The 21441-nt window shown below is 70.1% G+C and carries 13 protein-coding genes; 11 read left to right on the plus strand and 2 right to left on the minus strand.

All coding sequences use genetic code 11. The features are described 5' to 3' along the window. Window positions 1–31 precede the first annotated feature (31 nt). Window positions 32–2701 carry a DNA polymerase I gene (gene polA, locus EDF23_RS01470; protein WP_123294360.1) on the plus strand — a complete coding sequence of 890 codons (2670 nt, stop codon included), beginning with the start codon at window positions 32–34 and terminating at the stop codon, window positions 2699–2701. Between the two features lie 85 nt (window positions 2702–2786). On the opposite strand, the gene EDF23_RS01475 is transcribed toward polA, so the two are convergent. Continuing rightward, the gene (locus EDF23_RS01475; protein ID WP_131920102.1) at window positions 2787–3572 is read right to left on the minus strand and encodes a VOC family protein; all 786 of its coding nucleotides are present in this window, start codon (window positions 3570–3572) and stop codon (window positions 2787–2789) included. An 89-nt stretch (window positions 3573–3661) separates the two neighbouring features. On the opposite strand from EDF23_RS01475, the gene EDF23_RS01480 reads away from it, so the two are divergent. The 6 genes from EDF23_RS01480 (at window position 3662) to EDF23_RS01505 (ending at window position 11429) form a co-directional block, all read left to right on the plus strand. Further along, window positions 3662–5341 carry a DUF885 domain-containing protein gene (locus EDF23_RS01480; RefSeq protein WP_131920104.1) on the plus strand — a complete coding sequence of 560 codons (1680 nt, stop codon included), beginning with the start codon at window positions 3662–3664 and terminating at the stop codon, window positions 5339–5341. A 160-nt stretch (window positions 5342–5501) separates the two neighbouring features. Next, entirely contained in the window at window positions 5502–6980 is a 1479-nt protein-coding gene (gene rpsA / locus EDF23_RS01485) for a 30S ribosomal protein S1 (protein ID WP_111083948.1), read from the plus strand. Between the two features lie 91 nt (window positions 6981–7071). Next, entirely contained in the window at window positions 7072–7674 is a 603-nt protein-coding gene (gene coaE / locus EDF23_RS01490) for a dephospho-CoA kinase (RefSeq protein WP_131920106.1), read from the plus strand. Then, window positions 7671–8714 carry a hypothetical protein gene (locus EDF23_RS01495; protein WP_131920108.1) on the plus strand — a complete coding sequence of 348 codons (1044 nt, stop codon included), beginning with the start codon at window positions 7671–7673 and terminating at the stop codon, window positions 8712–8714. Before coaE ends, EDF23_RS01495 begins: the two co-directional genes overlap by 4 nt. A gap of 22 nt (window positions 8715–8736) precedes the next feature. Next, window positions 8737–10239 carry an AMP-binding protein gene (locus EDF23_RS01500; protein ID WP_131920110.1) on the plus strand — a complete coding sequence of 501 codons (1503 nt, stop codon included), beginning with the start codon at window positions 8737–8739 and terminating at the stop codon, window positions 10237–10239. Next, window positions 10236–11429, plus strand: coding sequence for an acyltransferase (locus EDF23_RS01505; protein ID WP_131920111.1), 1194 nt, complete (start codon window positions 10236–10238; stop codon window positions 11427–11429). Before EDF23_RS01500 ends, EDF23_RS01505 begins: the two co-directional genes overlap by 4 nt. Window positions 11430–11718: 289 nt before the next feature. On the opposite strand, the gene EDF23_RS01510 is transcribed toward EDF23_RS01505, so the two are convergent. Continuing rightward, on the minus strand, window positions 11719–13047 hold the full coding sequence (locus EDF23_RS01510) for an MFS transporter (protein ID WP_131920113.1): 1329 nt from the start codon (window positions 13045–13047) through the stop codon (window positions 11719–11721). A gap of 193 nt (window positions 13048–13240) precedes the next feature. On the opposite strand from EDF23_RS01510, the gene uvrB reads away from it, so the two are divergent. The 4 genes from uvrB to uvrC are packed head-to-tail and all read left to right on the plus strand — an operon-like array spanning window position 13241 to window position 21372. Further along, window positions 13241–15313: an excinuclease ABC subunit UvrB gene (uvrB, locus tag EDF23_RS01515; protein WP_111084166.1), complete on the plus strand. Its 2073-nt coding sequence runs from the start codon at window positions 13241–13243 to the stop codon at window positions 15311–15313. Continuing rightward, entirely contained in the window at window positions 15303–16220 is a 918-nt protein-coding gene (locus tag EDF23_RS01520; protein ID WP_131920115.1) for an SDR family NAD(P)-dependent oxidoreductase, read from the plus strand. The genes uvrB and EDF23_RS01520 overlap by 11 nt, the downstream gene beginning before the upstream one ends. Before the next feature lie 49 nt (window positions 16221–16269). Next, complete coding sequence (gene uvrA / locus EDF23_RS01525) at window positions 16270–19296, plus strand: excinuclease ABC subunit UvrA (RefSeq protein ID WP_243648774.1); 3027 nt, start codon at window positions 16270–16272, stop codon at window positions 19294–19296. Further along, entirely contained in the window at window positions 19297–21372 is a 2076-nt protein-coding gene (gene uvrC / locus EDF23_RS01530; RefSeq protein ID WP_131920117.1) for an excinuclease ABC subunit UvrC, read from the plus strand. It begins immediately after the preceding gene. Window positions 21373–21441: the final 69 nt, after the last annotated feature.

Consider the following 21441-nt stretch of genomic DNA (forward strand, 5'->3'; position numbering starts at 1 on the left):
CCGTGTCGGATGGCGTCGGTAGGCTGTCCGGGTGTCGGACTCCGCAAAGCCTACCCTCATGGTCATCGACGGCCACTCGCTCGCCTTCCGGGCCTTCTACGCGCTGCCGGTCGACAGTTTCGTGAACCGCGACGGGCAGCACACGAACGCCATCCACGGCTTCATCTCGATGCTGCTCATGCTCCTGCAGCGCGAGAAGCCGACGCACCTGGCGGTGGCGTTCGACATCTCCCGGTTCTCGTTCCGCACCCGTGAGTACGAGGCGTACAAGGGCACCCGCTCCGAGACCCCGGCCGAGTTCAAGGGGCAGATCCCGCTGCTGCAGCAGGCGCTCGAGGCGATGGGCATCACCACCGTGACGAAGGAGGACTACGAGGCCGACGACATCCTCGCGACCCTGTCGTCCCAGGGTGCTGCGCAGGGGTACCAGGTGTACGTCGTCTCCGGCGACCGCGACGCCATCCAGCTCGTCAACGACGACGTGACGCTGCTGTACCCGTCGGTCCGTGGCGTCTCCGAGCTCACCCGGTACGACCGCGACAAGGTGTACGAGCGCTACGGCATCGAGCCGCACCAGTACCCGGACATCGCCGCGCTCGTCGGCGAGACCAGCGACAACCTGATCGGCATCGACAAGGTCGGCGAGAAGACCGCGGTCAAGTGGGTCACGCAGTACGGCTCGCTCGAGGGGGTCCTCGAGCACGCCGACGAGATCAAGGGCGTCGTCGGCAACAACCTGCGCGAGCAGCAGGACCGAGCCGTCCGCAACCGCCGGCTCAACCGCCTGGTCACCGACGTCGAACTGCCCGTCGGTCCGGCCGACGTCGCGCTCCGTCCCCTCGACGAGACCGCCGTGCGCGAGCTGTTCGCCAAGCTGCAGTTCCGCACGCTGCTCGACCGCGTCTTCAAGGTCGCCGGCTCCGGTGAACCGTCCGAGCAGCCGGCCGAGGGCGGGGTGACCGACGGCGCCGCGACCCCGCCGTCGGTGAAGACCCTGATCGACGAGGAACTCGGGTACTGGCTCGAGCGCCGCAACGCGTCCGAGGCGGCGAACGGCTACGGCGTCGCGGTCGAGGTCATCGACGGCCGACTCAGCACCATCGGCATCGCCACCCACGACGACGCCGTCCAGGTGCCCGGTGGCAGCGGCGCGAAGGACTACGAGCAGCTGTCGGCGTGGTTCGCCTCCGACGCCCCGAAGCACTTCCACGACGCCAAGACCGCGATCAAGGTGCTCGCGACCGCGGGCTTCGTCGTGAACGGCATCGCCGGCGACGCACGCATCACGGGGTGGCTCGCCCAGCCCGGCAAGCAGGGCCAGCCGCTGGCCGACCTCGTCTACCAGGAGCTCGGCGAAGAGCTCCCCACCGCCGATCCGAACCAGCTCGTGCCGGAGACCGACCCGGTGAACGTCGGCGTGCACGCCTGGTTCGTCCTGCGGGTCACCACGGCGCTCCGTGCCCGGATCGACGAGTCGTCGCTCAAGGTCCTCGACGACATCGAGCTCCCGCTGGTGTCGGTGCTCGCGAGCATGGAGACGATCGGTGTCGGCATCGACCGCCCGGTGCTCACGGGGCTGTCGAAGGAACTGGGGGAGCGCGCCGCCGACCTGGCGCAGCAGGCGTTCGCCGAGATCGGGCACGAGGTGAACCTCGGGTCGCCGAAGCAGCTGCAGGAAGTCCTGTTCACCGAGCTCGCGATGCCGAAGACCCGCAAGACGAAGACCGGGTTCTCGACCGACGCCGCGAGCCTGGCCGACCTGCAGGAGCAGCACCCGCACCCGTTCCTCGGACTGCTGCTGCAGCACCGCGACGCCACGAAGCTCCGCCAGATCGTGGACACGCTCGACGCGGCGATCGTCGACGGGCGCATCCACACCCGGTACGAGCAGACCGGCAGCAGCACCGGCCGCATCTCGTCGACCGATCCGAACCTGCAGAACATCCCGGTGAAGACCGCGGTCGGACGCCGGGTCCGGTCGGCGTTCGCCGTCGCGGAGCCGTACACGACGCTCATCACGGCCGACTACTCGCAGATCGAGATGCGCATCATGGCGCACCTGTCCGGTGACCCCGGTCTGATCCAGGCCTTCAACGAGGGCGAGGACCTGCACCGCTTCGTCGGCGCCCGGGTGTTCGGCGTCGAGCCGGCCGAGGTCTCCGCCGAGATGCGCACCAAGGTCAAGGCGATGTCGTACGGCCTGGCCTACGGGTTGAGCGCGTTCGGGCTGTCGAAGCAGCTCCGCATCGAGCAGTCCGAGGCCCGGACGCTCATGACCGAGTACTTCGCCCGGTTCGGCGCCGTGCGCGACTACCTGCGCAACGTCGTCGAGCAGGCGCGCGAGGACGGCTACACCGAGACGATCTTCGGTCGTCGCCGGCCGTTCCCGGACCTGAAGAGCCCGAACCGCGTCCTGCGCGAGAACGCCGAGCGCGCTGCGCTGAACGCGCCGATCCAGGGCTCGGCGGCCGACATCATGAAGATCGCGATGCTCGGCGTCGACCAGGACCTGCGCGACGGCGGACTCGAGTCGCACCTGCTGCTCCAGGTGCACGACGAGCTCATCCTCGAGGTCGCGCCCGGTGAACAGGACCGCGTCGAGGAGATCCTGCGCACCCGGATGGGCAACGCCGCCGAACTCACCGTGCCGCTCGACGTCTCGGTCGGTCTCGGCGCGAACTGGGAGAGCGCGGCGCACTGACCGCGGGTCGCGACGCGACCACAGGACGGACGGGAGGCCCGGTGCCAGCTGGCACCGGGCCTCCCGTCCGTTCGTGGCCGGGACCTCAGGCCGGCATCGCGACGACGCCGAACACCTCGCCCTGGGGGCCGAGCACGATCGCCGAGCGCCCGAACGGGCTGTCGAACGGCTCCATCAGGGCGGTCCCACCCCGCTGGACGGCCGCGTCGACGGTCGCGTCGGTGTCGTCCGAGCCGAACCACGTCAACCAGTACGCCGGGACGCCCTCCGGCAGTCCGCCTGGTGGCGCGAAGACGCCGGCGACCGGGTCAGCGTCCGCAGTGGCGCCGGGCAGCTTCGCCGAGGCGTAGGGCTCCGACGGATCGCCGAACACTTCGTACGACCAGCCGAACAGGGCCGTGTAGAAGGCCTTCGCCGCCTCGGCGTCGCGCGTGTGCACCTCGGCCCAGCACGGAGCACCGGGCTCGTTGACCCGACCGGAGCCGTCGTGCGCCCCTGCCTGCCAGAGTCCCACGACCGCACCCGTCGGGTCTGCGGCGATCGCCATCCGACCGGCATCGAGCACGTCGAACGCGGGTGTCAGGACGCTGCCGTCTGCGGTGGTGACGCGAGCGGTGATGGCATCGACGTCGTCGGTGGCGAGGTACGCCGTCCAGCTCGGTGGCTGTCCCTCGCCCGTGAGCGGACCGATCCCGGCGACCGGGCGGCCACCGAGGAGCGCCGTGACGTACCCACCGGCCTCGGCGGGGCCGTCCTCGACGTGCCACCCGAACACGTCGGTGTAGAAGGTGCGGGCCGCGTCCACGTCGGGCACACCCAGGTCGGACCAGCAGGGCGTGCCCTCGGTCCAGCGACCATCGTGTTCGGACATGCAACATCCTTTCCTCTGACCGGACGGTACCGGTGGTCACGATCCTAGGACCGCTGTCCGTCGTCCGAGCCGGTCGGTAGGGTCGGAGCATGAGCGAAGAGCGTCCCGTCCGCCAGCAGACCGCCGTCGACCACGTGGCCGAGGGATGGGTCGCCACCCTCGTCGACCTCGACCCGACGACGGCCACGTACATCGGTGTGCCGGGTCGCACGGGGGAGTACGGCGACACCTCGCCCGCGGGCGCGGCCGCCCTGGCCGACGCGGCACGGGCCGCGAAGCGCACGCTCGACGTCGCGGCCGCGGTGGACCCCGTCGACGAGGTCACGAAGGCGGACCTCGGCGCCGAACTCGACCTGGTGCAGGAGTCGTACGCGCGGAAGCTGCACCTCCGCGACCTCAACGTGATCGCGAGCCCGGCCCAGTCGGTCCGCGAGATCATCGACCTGATGCCGACGGCGACCGAGTCGGACTGGCACGACGTCGCCAGCAGACTGCACGCGTTGCCGGACGCGCTCGAGGGCATCCGCGAGACCCTGCTCGAGGGCACGCGCGAGGACGTGACCCCGGCGAAGCGGCAGGTCGCCCTGGTCGCGGAGCAGGCCGCCCGCAACGGTGCCGAGGACGGCTTCTTCCGCCGGCTCGCCGAGGGTGCGGCGTTCGACGACGGCTCTCCCGTGCCGGACTCGCTCCGTGCCGAGCTGACCCGCGGGGCCGAGGTCGCGTCGGCTGCGTACCGGAGCCTCGGGCAGTTCCTCGAGCACGAGCTGCTGCCGCTCGCCACCCCGGTCGACGCCGTCGGGCGCGAGGCCTACGAGCTGCACTCCCGCCGGTTCCTCGGTGCCGTCGTCGACCTCGACGAGACGTACGAGTGGGGCCTCGAGGAACTCGCCCGCATGCGTGACGAGCAGGAGCGGATCGCGGACCGGATCGAGCCGGGTGCGAGCGTGGCCCGGGCGATCGAGGTGCTCGACACCGACCCGTCGCGGATCCTGCACGGCACGGACGCCCTGCAGCGCTGGATGCAGGAGACGAGCGACGCCTCCGTCGCGGCGATGGCCGGCACGTACTTCGACATCCCGGACCCGATCCGCCGGCTGGAGTGCCGCATCGCCCCGACGCAAGAGGGCGGGATCTACTACAGCGGGCCGTCCGACGACTTCTCGCGCGCGGGCCGGATGTGGTGGTCGGTGCCCGAGGGCGTCACCGAGTTCGGCACCTGGCGCGAGAAGACGACGGTCTACCACGAGGGCGTCCCCGGGCACCACCTGCAGATCAGCCAGGGCGTCTACAACCGCGGCGAGCTGAACACGTGGCGCCGCCAGCTGTCCGGCTCGTCCGGGCACGTCGAGGGCTGGGCGCTCTACGCCGAGCGCCTGATGGAGCAGCTCGGGTTCCTCGACGACGACGGCGACCGGCTGGGCATGCTCGACGGCCAGCGCATGCGTGCCGCGCGCGTGGTGCTCGACATCGGCGTGCACCTGCAGAAGACCAACCCGGACGGCGGCGGCTGGACGTGGGAGTACGCCCTCGACTTCATGCGCGAGAACGTGAACATGGACGACGCGTTCGTGCAGTTCGAGGTCGCGCGGTACTTCGGGTGGCCCGGACAGGCGCCGTCGTACAAGGTGGGCCAGCGCGTGTGGGAGTCGATCCGCGACGAGGTCGCCGCCCGCGAAGGCGCCGACTTCGACCTGAAGTCGTTCCACCGTCGTGCGCTCGCCCTCGGCAGCATCGGTCTCGACACGCTGCGGAGCGCGCTGCTCGGCTGACGCGCGGGTGACACGCCCGGTTGTGGGGGCTCCGCCGGTGCGGTTAGACTTGTGCGGCGCAATCCGCGCCACTCAATCAATCGCCACGGCGGAGCACCCCGGGGGTCTCGACTCCCCGCACGCCACGGCCCGACTCATGTCCGTTCGGAGCAATCTCTACATGACAACCACTACGACCAAGGCTCCTAAGCAGGTCGCCATCAACGACATCGGTTCGGCTGATGACTTCCTGGCCGAGGTCGAGAAGACCCTGAAGTTCTTCAACGACGGTGATCTCATCTCCGGCACCGTCGTGAAGATCGACCGCGACGAGGTCCTCCTCGACGTCGGTTACAAGACCGAGGGCGTCATCCCCTCGCGCGAGCTCTCGATCAAGCACGACGTCGACCCCAACGAGGTCGTCAAGGTCGGCGACGAGGTCGAGGCCCTGGTCCTCCAGAAGGAGGACAAGGAAGGCCGCCTCATCCTGTCCAAGAAGCGTGCGCAGTACGAGCGCGCATGGGGCGACGTCGAGAAGATCAAGGAGTCCGACGGCGTCGTGACCGGCACGGTCATCGAGGTCGTCAAGGGTGGCCTGATCGTCGACATCGGTCTCCGCGGCTTCCTCCCCGCCTCGCTCATCGAGCTCCGTCGCGTCCGCGACCTCACGCCGTACCTCGGCCAGGAGATCGAGGCGAAGATCCTCGAGCTCGACAAGAACCGCAACAACGTGGTCCTGTCGCGCCGTGCGCTCCTCGAGCAGACGCAGTCCGAGTCCCGGACCACGTTCCTCAACAACCTGCACAAGGGCCAGGTCCGCAAGGGCATCGTGTCCTCGATCGTCAACTTCGGTGCGTTCGTGGACCTCGGCGGCGTCGACGGTCTCGTCCACGTCTCCGAGCTCAGCTGGAAGCACATCGAGCACGCCAGCGAGGTCGTCGAGGTCGGTCAGGAAGTCACCGTCGAGATCCTCGAGGTCGACCTGGACCGTGAGCGCGTGTCGCTCTCGCTCAAGGCGACGCAGGAGGACCCGTGGCAGGTCTTCGCCCGCACCCACGCGATCGGTCAGATCGCACCGGGCAAGGTCACGAAGCTCGTCCCGTTCGGTGCCTTCGTCCGCGTTGCCGACGGCATCGAGGGCCTGGTGCACATCTCCGAGCTCTCGAACAAGCACGTCGAGCTCGCCGAGCAGGTCGTCTCGGTCAACGACGAGGTCTTCGTCAAGATCATCGACATCGACCTCGACCGTCGCCGCATCTCGCTCAGCCTCAAGCAGGCGAACGAGGGCGTGGACCCCGAGGGCACCGAGTTCGACCCGGCGCTCTACGGCATGCCGACCGAGTACGACGACAAGGGTGACTACAAGTACCCGGACGGCTTCGACCCGGAGACGAACGAGTGGCTCGAGGGCTACGACACCCAGCGCACCGAGTGGGAGGGCCAGTACGCGGCCGCCCAGGGTCGTTGGGAAGCCCACAAGGCGCAGGTCGCGAAGACCATCGCCGACGAGGAAAAGGGTGGCTTCGACCTCCCGGCCGGCGCTTCGACGTCGTCCGCTTCCTCTTCGTCGTCGTTCTCGAGCGAGACCGGTGGCGCCAGCCCCCTCGCCGACGACGCTTCGCTGGCGGCGCTCCGCGAGAAGCTCAGCTCGACCAACTGATCGAGCGAGTCGCACTGACCGGAAGCCCGGCATCCCCCAGGGGGTGCCGGGCTTCCGGCGTTTCCACGCTGCGGGTCGTTAGCCTGTCGCAGTGCGCATCATCGGTCTCACGGGCGGCATCGCCGCGGGCAAGTCGACGGTCTCCAAGCGGTGGGCGGAGCACGGCGGCATCGTCGTCGACGCCGACCGGCTGGCACGGGACGCCGTCGCACCGGGCAGCCCCGGGCTCGCGCAGGTCGCCGAGCGGTTCGGCTCCTCGGTGATCGCGGCCGACGGCTCGCTCGACCGTCCCGCGCTCGGCGCGATCGTGTTCTCCGACCCGGCGGCACGCAAGGACCTCGAGGCGATCACCCACCCCGAGGTCTGGCGGCTCGCCCAGCGTGCATTCGACGCGGCCGAGGCCGCCGACCCGGACGCCGTCGTCGTGTACGACGTGCCGCTGCTCGCCGAGGCCCGCGGATCCCGCCCGCTCCGGTTCGATGCGGTCGTGGTCGTCGACGCCCCCGCCGCGCAGCGCATCGAGCGGCTGGTCGAACACCGTGCGATGGCCCGCGACGAGGCCGAGCGCCGAGTCGCCGCACAGGCGAGCGACGCCGACCGACTCGCCCTCGCCGACCACGTCGTCGACGCGACGGGCACACTCGACCAGACGATCCGGTCGGCCGACGAGGTGTGGTCGCGGATCACCTCGTGAAGCACCGGCTGCTTCTCGTCCTCGCCGCGATCGTCCTCGTCGCGATCGGCGGCGGAGCGCTGGTCGCGGCGAACCTGCTCGGTGCGCAGCGCATCGAGGACGACGGACGCGTCCCGACGATCGACCGCTCGCACGCCGCCGCGCCGCCATCGGGCGATGAGCGCGGACCCGAGGGGGAGTTCCACCGCTTCCGGCTCGGGACCGTCAACGGCGAGCGACTCACCCCGAACCGCGACGACTTCGCCGCCCGCACCTCGGCCGACGGCCCCCTGCTGCTGTTCCTGCCCGCGACGAGGTCCCGCCCGGCGGACTACCAGCGGTTCCTCGGGCAGGCGCTGGCCGACGGGTACCACGTGCTCGGGCTGGACTACTGGAACCTCGGTCGCACCCTGTCCGGCACGTGCGAGGCCGACGCCCGCTGCTACGGCATGGTGCAGCGCAACCGGTTCGACGGCACCCGTCAGTCCGAGTTCAGTTCGGTGACGCCCGCCGGGTCGATCGTGTCGCGCTTCCGTGACGCGGTGGCCTACCTCGACGACCACGACCCCGACGGCGGGTGGGGCCGCTTCGTGCAGGGCGACGACGACATCGCCTGGCAGGACATCGTCGTGGCCGGGCACTCCCAGGGCGGCGGCGAGGCGGCGTACATCGCCCACATCCGGTCCGTCCGTGGGGCACTGATGTTCTCGTCGCCCGTCGAGTCACGGGGTCCGTCGCACGCGGCGTGGATGAACCGCCCCGGCAAGACCCCCGTCGCCCGCATGTACGCCGTCGACGACGTCCGCGACACCTTCGGCCCGCGGATCACCGGGTCGTGGCGGGTGCTCGGGCTCGACGGCGTCGACGGCCCCTTCCGGACGGACACCGATCCTCCGCTCGCCGGCGCGGACCCGCACGCGATCCTGACCGACGTCCGGGGCCGGGGGAAGGCGCACTCGTTCATCATCAAGGACTCCACGCCGCTCGGACCGGACGGGGACCCGCGGATGACCGCGCTCTGGCAGTGGATGCTGCACCGGTTCCCCTCTGACGGCTCATAGGCTCGCGCAATAACCTCTGCTGGTGCAGCCCGTCGACGGAGAACCCGACCTGCGCTCGCTCATCCGCGACCGCGCGGTGGAGAGCCCCGAGCGCCCCTACCTGGAGGACGCCCGTTCCGCGCGCGTCCTGACCTACCGAGCGCTCGAGGACGCCGTGACCGCCTGGTCCGCGACGTTCGACGCGATCGGCGTCCCCGCCTCCGGAGCCGTCCTCGTCGACGTCGGCGATCCCCTCGCGTTCGCCGTGGTGCACCTGACCGCCGTGGCGACCGGGCGCCGTGCCGTCCCGGTGGACACCGGACAGCCGGCGACCGAGCCGGGCCGTCTCGCAGACCTGATCGGCGGGGCCTCGATCGTGGTGTCGGACCGCGCCGTGGACGGGACCGTCCCCGGAGTGCCCGCCAGCGGGATCGACGCGGCCACGTTCCTCCCGGCCGCCGTCCGTGACGGTGACGTGCCCACGCAGAGCCCGGACGCACCGGGCGAGGGGTCCGTGGTGCTCTTCACCTCCGGGTCGACCGGCGCTCCGAAGGGCGTCGAGCTGCCGGAGTCGCAGCTGCTGTTCGTCGCGCGGGCGGTCGCGCGGCACAACGGGTTGACCGGCCGCGACCGCGGGTTCAACTCGCTGCCGCTGTTCCACGTCAACGCCGAGGTCGTCGGCCTACTGGCGACGCTCGTCGCCGGGGCGACGCTCGTGCTCGACGTGCGCTTCCGGCGGACCGGGTTCTGGGAACTGCTCGCCGAGCGGCGCATCACCTGGCTGAACGCGGTGCCGGCGATCCTCGCCGTGCTCGCGAAGACCGGGCCGTTGGACTTCCCGGAGGGCCTCCGGTTCGTCCGGAGCGCTTCGGCACCGCTGCCGGACCCGGTGCGCACGGCACTCGGTGACGTCCCGCTCGTCGTGAGCTGGGGGATGACCGAAGGTGCGTCGCAGATCACCGCGACACCGCTGGACGCGCCTGCTCGCCCCGGGACCGTCGGCGTGCCCGTCGGGTCCGAGGTGCAGGCACGCGACGAGGACGGCGCAGCCCTGCCCGCCGACGAGGTCGGTGCGCTGTGGGTGCGCGGCCCGGGGATCGTCGGGCGCTACCTGTTCGGGCGCGCTCCCGACCGCTTCGACGCCGACGGCTGGCTGAGCACGGGAGATGTGGGGTCCGTCGCTGCGGACGGCTGGGTCTCGCTCGCCGGACGCTCCGACGACGTCATCAACCGTGGCGGCGAGAAGGTCTACCCCTCCGAGGTCGAGGACGTCCTGCTCGGCGATCCCCGGGTGCTCGAAGCCGTGGTGGTCGGGCGGCCGGACGACGTGCTCGGGGCCGTCCCGGTGGCGTACGTGATCCTGCAGCAGGACGCAGCGGACGCAGCGGACGCCGCTGCGCTCGTCGCCGACCTGACCGCGCGCGCCGAGGCCCACCTGACCCGCTTCCGCCGCCCCGTGGAGATCATCGTGGTCCCCGACCTGCCGCGTGCGCCCACCGGCAAGGTGCAGCGAGCGAAGGTGCGGACGATGGCGCAGCCGTCGTGACCGGCGTGCAGCCGCAGCCACAGGCCCAGCCGCAGCCGCAGGTCCAGACCCCGACCCGCACCGCGGCGGGCAAGCCACGCCACCTGTACGAGGTCGACGTCCTCCGGATCCTGACCTTCGCCTGCGTCATCGGCGTGCACACCACCAGCCACACCGCCGCCTCCGACGACGTCGGCCTGAACGCGCTGCTCGCCCTGCTGCACTTCACCCGGCTCGTCTTCTTCTCGCTGACGGCGTTCGTGCTCGTCTACAGCTACACGCTGCGACCGCGGCCGATGGCGCAGTTCTGGCCGAAGCGGTTCCTGCTCGTCGGGGTGCCGTACCTGGCGTGGTCGTTCGTGTACGTCGGCTCGAGCTGGCTCCTCAGCAGCACCCGTCGGGGCGACGTGCCCGACCTGGTGCGCACCCTCGCCGAGGGCATCGTCACCGGCTCGTCCTGGTACCACCTGTACTTCCTGCTCGTGACCATGCAGGTGTACCTGCTGTTGCCGGTCATCGTGTGGCTGGTCCGGAAGACCCGCGGGCACCACGTCACGACGCTCGTCGTGGCGCTGGTGGTGCAGCTCGTCGTGTTCGCCGGGTACAAGTACTTCCCGGCGAGCGACGCCTGGCTGCACGGGTACCAGAAGCAGTTCTTCTTCTCGTACGTGTTCTTCATCGTCTCCGGGGCGATCGCCGCCGACCACGCCGACGCGTTCCTCCGGTTCATCCGGGTGCACCGCCGGGCCGTGCTCTGGGCCTTCGCCGGCGTCGGTGCGCTGACGCTCGGCGTCTGGGCGCTCCAGGTCGCCCTCGGCCAGTCGCTCTACGCCGCCGGCACGCCGCTGCAACCGATCGAGGCCGTGTGGAGCACCGCGGTCTTCGTCGGCTTCCTGGCGATCGGTGCGCGCTGGGCGGATCGTCGGCGCCCCGGCAGCCCGGTCGCGCGCTTCGTCGACTACGCCTCGGACCGGTCGTTCGGGATCTTCCTGAGCCACCCGTTCCTCATCTGGATCCTGCTGTACGGCGACAGCTGGCTCGAGGCCGTGGTGCCGCGGCCGTGGCTGACGCTCGTCACGTACCTGCTGGTGGTGGTGTTGTCCGTGGCGGTCACCGAGGCGTTCCGGTGGACCCCGCTGAGCGTGCCGCTCACCGGCCGGCCGTCGCTCGCGTCCCGCGCCCAGCGTCGGGCGCGCAGCCCGCAGCGCTGACCTGTCCGTTCCGGGCGTACCTGGTCGGTTCTTCCGACCAGGTACGCCCGTTCCTGCTCGCTGTGCGCGGCGGCGGATGCGCGTCGCGGCGGTGGACGCGCTGCGCGGCGGACGGGAGGCGCGGGTCGGCCTGGACCCGGGCCTCCCGTCCGGCGGTCGGGGACCAGCAGAGCCGCGCGCACGCCCGCGGGTTCCGTTGCGGACAGGGGAATCGGGCGTACCTGGTCGTTCCTCTCGACCAGGTACGCCCGATTCGGCACGGCGTGCCGCTGACAGCGCGCGTCGCGGGTCAGACGGTGCGCTGCTCGGCGGCGGGGGTGCCGACCTCGAGGACGCCGTTCGTCGACGTGAGCCGCTGCGGCTTCATGAACCACGCGACGACCGCCGCGGCGCCGAGCAGCACGCACGACAGGGCGAACGGCAGCTGCCAGCCGGACGCGTCGATGAGCAGCCCGAAGACGATGGGGGAGACCACGCCGGCGATGCCGAAGCCGGTGTTCATGAAGCCGGACGCGGTGCCGGACCACTGCGGGGCGACGTCCATCGGGATCGCCCAGAGGTTCGCGTTGCAGAGCTCCAGGAAGAAGAACGACAGCGCGAGCGAGATCGTCGCGACGAGCAGGCCCTGCCCGATGACGAGCGGGATGAGGCAGACGAGCGACCCGCCGAGTCCGATCACCAGGACGGTCCGGCGGGCGTTCCGGGTGTTGCCGCCGCGGTGGATGATCCGGTCGCTGAGCATGCCGCCGACCGTGTCGCCGACGACGCCGGCGAGCAGGATGAGCGTGGTGAACAGCGCGAAGTCGCCGATCTCGAGCCCGTAGGTCGAGCTGAGGAACGTCGGCAGCCACGTGAGGAACACCCAGAGGGTCCAGCCGTAGCCGAAGTCGACGAAGGTCACCGGCAGGATCTGCCGCGCCATCTGCCGCCACGGCACCGGCGGACGGGTCGCACGCGTCTCGACGGGCGGGAGCTCGTCGATCTCGACCTGCGTGATGCCCTTCGTGGACTCGGGCTTGTCGCGGAACCAGACGAACCAGACGATGCCCCAGGCGAAGGAGAGGACCGCCGTGGCGAAGAACGCCCACCGCCAGCTGCCCGTCGAACCGATCACCCAGGCGACGAGCAACGGGGCCAGCGCGTTGCCGAGCCGGGCCGCGGAGTGCACCACGCCCTGCGCGAAGCCGTTGCGGTCGCGGGGGATCCAGCGGGTCATGGCCTGGGTCGCGGTCGGGAACGCCGCGGCCTCGCTGAGCCCGAGGAGCGCTCGGGCCGCGAAGAGGGTCCAGAAGCCGACGGCGAAGCCGGTCCAGAGCGTCGCGACGCCCCACACGACGGTGATGACGAAGAGGGCCTTGCGCGGTCCGAACTTCTCGCTGATCGTGCCGCCGAAGACCTGCAGCAGCGCGTAGGGCAGCGAGAACGCGGACACGATCAGGCCCGCAGTGGCCTCGTTGAAGCCGAACTCCTCGGTGATGTGCGGCAGCGCCGTCGAGATGTTCGTCCGGTCGATGTACGAGATCGCGTACATGCAGCAGAGCAGGAGGAGCACTCGTCCGCGGATGCGACCGCGGAACGGGGTGCCCTTCGTCGGTGCGGCGGGGGTCGCCGTCGTCATGGGGCCTCTTCGGGTGTGGCTCGTGCTGGCTCGTCGGGGACGTGCGGAGCGATCGGGTTGCTGAACGGACCGGACGCTATGCCCGCTGGTTATCAGCGGACTTGGAGGCTGCTTGGCGAGGACGATACGCCCAGGGCGAGCAGGGGCGCTGGTGTCAGGGGTGCCGACTACCGTTGATGCCATGGGTGTTGCGATCGAACCGACCCGAGCGGTACGTCCGTTCGAGGTCATCAGCGAGTACACGCCGAGTGGCGACCAGCCAGCGGCCATCGCCGAGCTCGCCGGGCGCATCAACGCCGGTGAGACCGACGTCGTGCTGCTCGGTGCGACCGGTACGGGCAAGTCGGCGACGACCGCGTGGCTCATCGAGCAGGTGCAGCGGCCGACGCTCGTGCTCGCGCACAACAAGACCCTCGCCGCGCAGTTGGCGAACGAGTTCCGCAGTCTGATGCCGAACAACGCGGTCGAGTACTTCGTGTCGTACTACGACTACTACCAGCCCGAGGCGTACGTCCCGCAGACGGACACCTTCATCGAGAAGGACTCCTCGGTCAACGCCGAGGTCGAGCGGCTCCGGCACTCGACGACCAACTCGCTGCTCAGCCGGCGCGACGTCGTCGTGGTGTCGACGGTGTCCTGCATCTACGGCCTCGGCACGCCCGAGCAGTACATGAACGCCTCGGTGGCACTGCACGTCGGGCAGACGATCTCGCGCGACCAGCTCGTGCGCAAGTTCGTCTCGATGCAGTACCAGCGCAACGACGTCGACTTCGCCCGCGGCACCTTCCGCGTGCGCGGCGACACCATCGAGATCATCCCGATGTACGAAGAGCACGCCATCCGGATCGAGATGTTCGGCGACGAGGTCGAAGCGCTCTCGTCCCTGCACCCGCTGACCGGCAACGTGATCAACGACCTGCCCGCCGTGTCGATCTTCCCGGCGTCGCACTACGTCGCCGACACCGACGTCATGCACCGCGCCATCGTCGACATCAAGGCGGAGCTCGCCGAGCGCCTGGCCGAGCTCGAGGGACAGGGCAAGCTGCTCGAGGCCCAGCGGCTCCGCATGCGCACCACGTTCGACATCGAGATGATGGAGCAGATCGGCTTCTGCTCGGGCATCGAGAACTACTCGCGGCACATGGACGGCCGCGTCGCGGGCGAGGCACCGCACTGCCTCATCGACTACTTCCCCGACGACTTCCTCATCGTCATCGACGAGTCGCACGTCACCGTGCCGCAGATCGGCGCGATGTACGAAGGCGACGCCTCGCGCAAGCGCACCCTCGTCGACCACGGGTTCCGGCTGCCGAGCGCGCTCGACAACCGTCCGCTGCGGTTCGAGGAGTTCCTCGACCGCGTCGGGCAGAAGGTCTTCCTGTCGGCGACGCCCGGTCGGTACGAGCTCGGCATCACGGACAGCGTCGTCGAGCAGATCATCCGCCCGACCGGCCTCGTCGATCCCGAGATCGTCGTGAAGCCGAGCGACGGCCAGATCGACGACCTGCTCGAGGAGATCAAGCAGCGCGTCGACAAGGACGAGCGCGTGCTCGTCACGACCCTGACGAAGCGCATGGCGGAAGAGCTGACCGACTTCCTCGGCAACGCCGGTGTGCGGGTGCGGTACCTGCACTCCGACGTCGACACGCTCAAGCGCGTCGAGCTCCTGACCGAACTGCGACAGGGCGTCTACGACGTGCTCGTCGGCATCAACTTGCTTCGAGAAGGCCTCGACCTGCCCGAGGTGTCCCTGGTGGCCATCCTCGACGCCGACAAGGAAGGCTTCCTGCGGTCGTCCACGTCGCTCATCCAGACGATCGGTCGCGCGGCCCGCAACGTGTCGGGCCAGGTGCTCATGTACGCCGACAAGATGACCGACTCGATGAAGACCGCGATCGAGGAGACCGATCGTCGTCGCGAGAAGCAGGTCGCGTACAACCTGGAACGCGGCATCGACCCGCAGCCGCTCCGCAAGAAGATCGCCGACATCACCGAGGTGCTGCAGCGCGAGAACGACGACACCAAGGCGCTGCTGCAGGGTCGTCCCGGCGCCGACGGTCGCCGCTCGCCCACGCCCAACCTGAAGCGCGGCGGCATCGCGGGCGAGGGCGCGACCCAGCTCGAGGCGACGATCGGCGACCTCAACGACCAGATGCTGCAGGCCGCGGCCGAGCTGAAGTTCGAGCTCGCCGCGCGACTCCGCGACGAGGTGCAGGACCTGAAGAAGGCGCTGCGGCAGATGGAGTCGGCCGGGCATGTCAGCTGAAGATCGCCGCACGGTCGTCGTCACCGGGGCGAGCGCGGGCCTCGGGTACCACGCGGCCGAGCAGCTCGCCGCGTCGGGGCACCGGGTCGTGCTCGCCACCCGCGACCGCGGTCGCGCAGCAGCAGCGGAACAGAGCATCCGGCGGCACGTGGACGGAGCGTCGTTGGCGCACGTGCACCTCGACCTCGCCGACCTCGACTCCGTCCGTGCCGCCGCTGACGAGCTCGCGGCCCTCGAACCGGACGGCGTCGACGCGATCGTGAACAACGCCGGCGTCGTCGGGGCCTCGACCCCGAGCACCACCGCACAGGGCACCGAGCTGCAGATCGGCACGAACCACCTGGGGCACTTCGCCTGGACGGCGCTGACGATGCCGCTGCTCGAACAGCGTGGCGGTCGCGTCGTGCACCTCGGGTCGATCGCACACCGGTGGGCCAGCCTCGACACGGGCGACCCGTTCCGCGTCGGCCACTACTCCAGCTACCGGCAGTACGGCCGCAGCAAGCTCGCGGTGATGCTGTTCGGCTTCGAACTCGCCCAGCGGTTGGCGGATGCGGGCTCGTCCGTCGCCAGCGTGGTCGCGCACCCCGGACTGTCGCTCGACGCGCTCTCGCCGGAGCGCCCGGACGTCGCACCGTCACGCCCGGAACCCGCGTGGACCCGGCCGGCGCAGCGTCTGTACGCCCAGGGCAAGGACGCCGGTGCCGAACCCCTCGTGCACGCTGCGGTCGCCGCGGACGTGCGCTCGGGGGAGTACTGGGGCCCGGCCGGGTGGATGCAGCTGCGCGGACCCGCAGCCGTGGTCCGTGCCGAGCCGCGCGCCCACGACCGGACCGCCGCCGCTCGGCTCTGGACGGCCAGCGAGCGTCGTTCCGGGGTCGCGTTCGCTCTCGACGCACTCGGCTGACCACCGACTCGCGGGCGGATGTCGGACCCCTTTCGTAGAATCGACGGCGATGACAATCACCTCTGACCGCGGCACCGCGACCTCGGGCCGGAACGCCTTCGGCGAGCCGACCGACCCCCACCTCCCCGGCGTGACCGTCCCGACCGGCTCCTCGACGCTCAGCGTCCGCGGGGCCCGGGTGCACAACCTCCGGAACGTCGACCTCGAGATCCCCCGTGACTCCCTCGTGGTGTTCACCGGCCTGTCCGGATCCGGCAAGTCGTCACTGGCCTTCGACACGATCTTCGCCGAGGGCCAGCGACGCTACGTCGAGTCCCTGTCCGCGTACGCCAGGCAGTTCCTCGGCCAGGTCGACCGGCCCGACGTCGACTTCATCGAAGGGCTGTCGCCCGCGGTGTCGATCGACCAGAAGTCGACGAACCGGAACCCGCGGTCGACGGTGGGCACGATCACCGAGGTCTACGACTACATGCGTCTGCTCTGGGCGCGCATCGGGGTGCCGCACTGCCCGACGTGCGGCGAGGTCATCAGCAAGCAGACCGTGCAGCAGATCGCCGACCAGCTCATGGAGTTCGAGTCCGGCACGCGCTTCCAGGTGCTCGCCCCGGTCATCTCCAAGAAGAAGGGCGAGTTCGTCGACCTCTTCCAGGAACTCGCGGCGTCCGGCTACGCCCGCGCGATCGTCGACGGTGAGCGCATTCAGCTCAGCGACCCGCCGAAGCTCAAGAAGCAGGTCAAGCACGACATCTCGGTGATCGTCGATCGTCTCGTGTCGAACGAGGACATCCTCGGTCGGCTCACCGACTCACTCGAGACGGCACTGCGCCTGACCGGTGGCACGGTCGGCATCGACCTGGTCGACCACGACGGTCCCGGTGCGGTGCGCACCTACTCCGAGAACCTGTCGTGCCCGAACAACCACCCGCTCGCGCTGACCGAGATCGAGCCCCGCACGTTCTCGTTCAACGCGCCGTTCGGCGCCTGCCCGGAGTGCTCCGGGCTCGGCACGCGCATGTCGGTGGACCCGGACCTGGTGCTCGGCGACCCCGATGCCTCGCTGCGCGACGGCGTCCTGCTGCCCTGGACCGGCGCGAGCGGGCTGTACTCGTACTTCGAGAAGCTCCTCGCCGGCCTCGGCAAGGACCTCGGGTTCACGCTCGACACCCCGTGGAGCCAGCTCGACGCCTCGGTGCAGGCCGCGATCTTGACGGGCAAGGACTTCCAGGTGTCGGTGTCCTGGCGCAACCGGTTCGGCCGCGAGATGCGCTACACCAGCGGGTTCGAGGGCGTCATGCCCTACATCGAGCGCAAGTTCGCCGAGGCCGAGTCGGACTCGCAGCGCCAGCGCTTCCAGGGCTACCTGCGCGAGGTCCCGTGCCCGGTGTGCGAGGGCACGCGCCTCAAGCCCGAGGTCCTGGCGGTCACGGTCGACGGCCGCAGCATCGCCGACGTCACCGACATGTCCCTCGACAACGCGTACGCGTTCATGGACACCCTGACGCTCACCGACCGCGAAGCGCACATCGCCGCGGCGGTCCTGCGCGAGATCCGGGCGCGCCTCGAGTTCCTGCTCGAGGTCGGGCTGAACTACCTGACCCTGGCGCGCGGCGCCGGCGGGCTCTCCGGTGGCGAAGCACAGCGCATCCGTCTCGCGACGCAGATCGGCTCCGGCCTGACCGGGGTGCTGTACGTGCTCGACGAGCCGAGCATCGGGCTGCACCAGCGCGACAACCGCCGCCTCATCGACACCCTGGTCAAGCTCAAGGACCTCGGCAACACCCTGATCGTCGTCGAGCACGACGAGGACACCATCCGCACGGCCGACTGGGTCGTCGACATCGGCCCCGGGGCCGGCGTCAACGGCGGCAACGTCGTGCACTCGGGCTCGTACGAGGGCATCATCGCGAACCGCGAGTCGGTGACGGGGGACTACCTCGCTGGCCGTCGTGCGATCGAGGTCCCGGCCGAGCGTCGCAAGGTCAACCTGAAGCGCACCATCAGCGTGCAGGGCGCGCGGGCGAACAACCTCAAGACGATCGACGCCGACTTCCCGCTCGGGGTGTTCACCGCGGTCACCGGCGTGAGCGGGTCGGGCAAGTCCACCCTGGTCAACGACATCCTGTACAAGGTGCTCGCGAACCAGCTCAACGGCGCCCGGCACATCGCCGGCAAGCACACCCGCGTCAAGGGCCTCGACCAGCTGGACAAGGTCGTGCACGTCGACCAGGCCCCGATCGGCCGCACGCCGCGGTCGAACCCGGCGACCTACACGGGCGTGTTCGACCGGATCCGTCAGCTGTTCGCCGAGACACCCGAGGCGAAGACCCGTGGCTACCAGCCCGGTCGGTTCAGCTTCAACGTCAAGGGCGGCCGGTGCGAGAACTGCTCCGGCGACGGCACGATCAAGATCGAGATGAACTTCCTGCCCGACGTCTACGTCGCGTGCGAGGTCTGCGGCGGCGCGCGGTACAACCGCGAGACGCTCCAGGTCCACTACAAGGGCAAGAGCATCTCCGAGGTCCTGGACATGCCGATCAGCGAGGCGGCCGAGTTCTTCGAGCCGATCTCCGCGATCCACCGGTACATGGCGACGCTCGTCGACGTGGGCCTCGGGTACGTCCGTCTCGGCCAGAGCGCGACCACGCTCTCCGGCGGCGAGGCACAGCGCGTCAAGCTCGCCACCGAGCTGCAGCGCCGCTCGAACGGCCGGACCGTCTACGTGCTCGACGAGCCGACGACGGGTCTGCACTTCGAGGACGTCCGCAAGCTGCTCATCGTGCTGCAGAGCCTGGTCGACAAGGGCAACACCGTCATCACGATCGAGCACAACCTCGACGTGATCAAGTCGGCCGACTGGGTCATCGACATGGGCCCAGAGGGTGGCGCCGGCGGCGGTACGGTGCTCGCGACCGGCACCCCTGAGCACGTGGCCGACGTGCCGGAGAGCTTCACGGGCGTCTTCCTGCGGGAGATCTTCGACGCACAGGACGCCCGGGTCGGCAAGCAGCAGGCGGTGGAGGCCCGCACGGCGAGCCGACCGAAGAAGTCGACCAAGCAGAAGGCGGGTGCACGGTAGGTGGCGGACACCGTCCCGTGGCGCCCGAAGGCGGGGGAGATCCCGACCGACCCGGGCGTCTACCGCTGGCGTGACGAGGCCGGCCGGGTGCTCTACGTCGGCAAGGCGAAGAACCTCCGCGCCCGGCTGAGCAACTACTTCGCGCCGCTGCCGACGCTGCACGAACGCACCCGGCGGATGGTGCTGACGGCCCGCAGCGTCGAGTGGACGACGGTCGGCTCCGAGATCGAGGCACTGCAGCTCGAGTACACCTGGATCAAGGAGTTCGACCCGCCCTTCAACGTCAAGTTCCGCGACGACAAGTCGTACCCGTACATGGCGATCACCATGGCGGACGAGGCCCCACGTGTGATGGTCACGCGGAACCGGAAGATCAAGGGTGCGAAGTACTTCGGGCCGTACCCGAAGATCTGGGCGGTGCACGACACCATCGACCTGATGATCAAGGTGTTCCCGATCCGCACCTGCTCGGACTCGTCGTACAAGCGCGCGATGCAGACGGGCAAGCCCTGCTTCCCCGGGCAGATCGGCAAGTGCGGCGGTCCCTGCTCGCAGCGCGTCACCATCGAGGAGCACCGTGCGCTCGTCGAGGAGTTCGTGCGGTTCATGAACAGCTACGACCGCCGGGTGATCACCGAGCTGCGCCAGCGCATGGGCGCATCGGCCGATGCGATGCAGTACGAACAGGCCGCGAAGTTCCGCGACCAGGTCGAGGCGCTCGAGGCGGTGCTCGAGAAGTCCGCCGTGGTGCTCCGCGACTCGGTGGACCTCGACCTGTTCGGCATCGCCGAGGACGAACTCGCCGCCGCCGTCCAGCTGTTCTCGGTTCGTGGCGGGCGCATCCGCGGTGTCCGCGGGTGGGTCGTCGACAAGGAGCTCGACATCTCGACCGGTGACCTGGTCGAGCAGATCGTGCAGGGCGTCTACGCCGACAACGAGCTCACGCCAGCGGCCGTCGCCGAGGAACCCCCGCGCGAGGTCGTGGTGCCGACCCTGCCCGAGGACGCCGACGCGCTGCAGCAGTGGCTCAGCGAACGGCGGGGTGGCCGCGGCACGAAGCTCAGCACCGCGCAGCGCGGTGACCGTGCCGGCCTGGCCCGCACGGCCGCGCAGAACGCCGCCCAGGCGCTGATGCTCTACAAGACGAAGCGGTCGGCCGACTACACGACGCGCTCCGCGGCCCTCGCCGACATCCAGGACGCCCTCGGCATGACCGAGGCCCCGCTCCGCATGGAGTGCTACGACATCTCGCACCTGCAGGGCACGAACGTCGTGGCGTCGATGGTGGTGTTCGAGGACGGCCTGCCCCGCAAGGACCAGTACCGCCGCTACACGATCGCCGAGACCACCGACGACACCGACAGCATGTACCAGGTGCTCACCCGGCGGCTGGCGCGCCTCGACGAGGACGCCGACCTGCCGGACGTCCCCGACGTGACGAGCGCCGAGGTGGTCGAGGGCTCCAAGCCCTCGAAGCGGTTCGCCTACCGCCCGCAACTGCTCATCGTCGACGGTGGACAACCCCAGGTGCAGGCCGCCAAGCGCGCCCTGGACGAGGCCGGGGTGCACGACATCGCGTTGGTCGGCATCGCGAAGCGTCTCGAGGAGCTCTGGCTGCCCGACGACGACTTCCCGGTGATCATGCCGCGCAACTCCGAGGCGCTCTTCCTCATCCAGCGCATCCGCGACGAGGCGCACCGGTTCGCGATCACGCACCAACGCACCCGCCGCAAGCGCGACGTGCGGTCCCGGCTGTCCGAGATCCCCGGGCTCGGGCCGTCGCGGGTGAACGCGCTGCTCAAGCACTTCGGATCCGTGGCACGGCTGCGCGAGGCCACGGCCGACGAGATCAGCGAGGTCAACGGTGTCGGTCCGGCGACCGCCGCGGCGGTCGTCACGAAGCTGCAGCAGACCCCGACGAGCGCGCCGGCCACCAGTACGGCGAGCCCGACGAGCGCGCCGGACGCCGAGACGGACCCCGCGGACCCCACGGATCCTGCGGACGCTGCGCCGCTCCCAGGAGGCCCGGTGCGGGTCCCCGACGTGACCCACGACGGTCCGCAGCTGCCCACGTGACGCATCCCGTGCCTCCCGACACCTGTCGGGCGATACCCTGGTCCCGCAGCCGAGACCTCCCCGGGCGAC

It is taken from the genome of Curtobacterium sp. PhB128, assembly GCF_004340725.1.
Lineage (GTDB): Bacteria > Actinomycetota > Actinomycetes > Actinomycetales > Microbacteriaceae > Curtobacterium.

Coding starts and splice junctions, on each gene's coding strand:
- EDF23_RS01480 (WP_131920104.1), top strand. CDS start 3,662: ATGAGCGAAGAGCGTCCCGTCCGCCAGCAGACCGCCGTCGACCACGTG.
- EDF23_RS01510 (WP_131920113.1), bottom strand. CDS start 13,047: ATGACGACGGCGACCCCCGCCGCACCGACGAAGGGCACCCCGTTCCGC.
- rpsA (WP_111083948.1), top strand. CDS start 5,502: ATGACAACCACTACGACCAAGGCTCCTAAGCAGGTCGCCATCAACGAC.
- EDF23_RS01475 (WP_131920102.1), bottom strand. CDS start 3,572: ATGTCCGAACACGATGGTCGCTGGACCGAGGGCACGCCCTGCTGGTCC.
- uvrA (WP_243648774.1), top strand. CDS start 16,270: ATGACAATCACCTCTGACCGCGGCACCGCGACCTCGGGCCGGAACGCC.
- EDF23_RS01520 (WP_131920115.1), top strand. CDS start 15,303: ATGTCAGCTGAAGATCGCCGCACGGTCGTCGTCACCGGGGCGAGCGCG.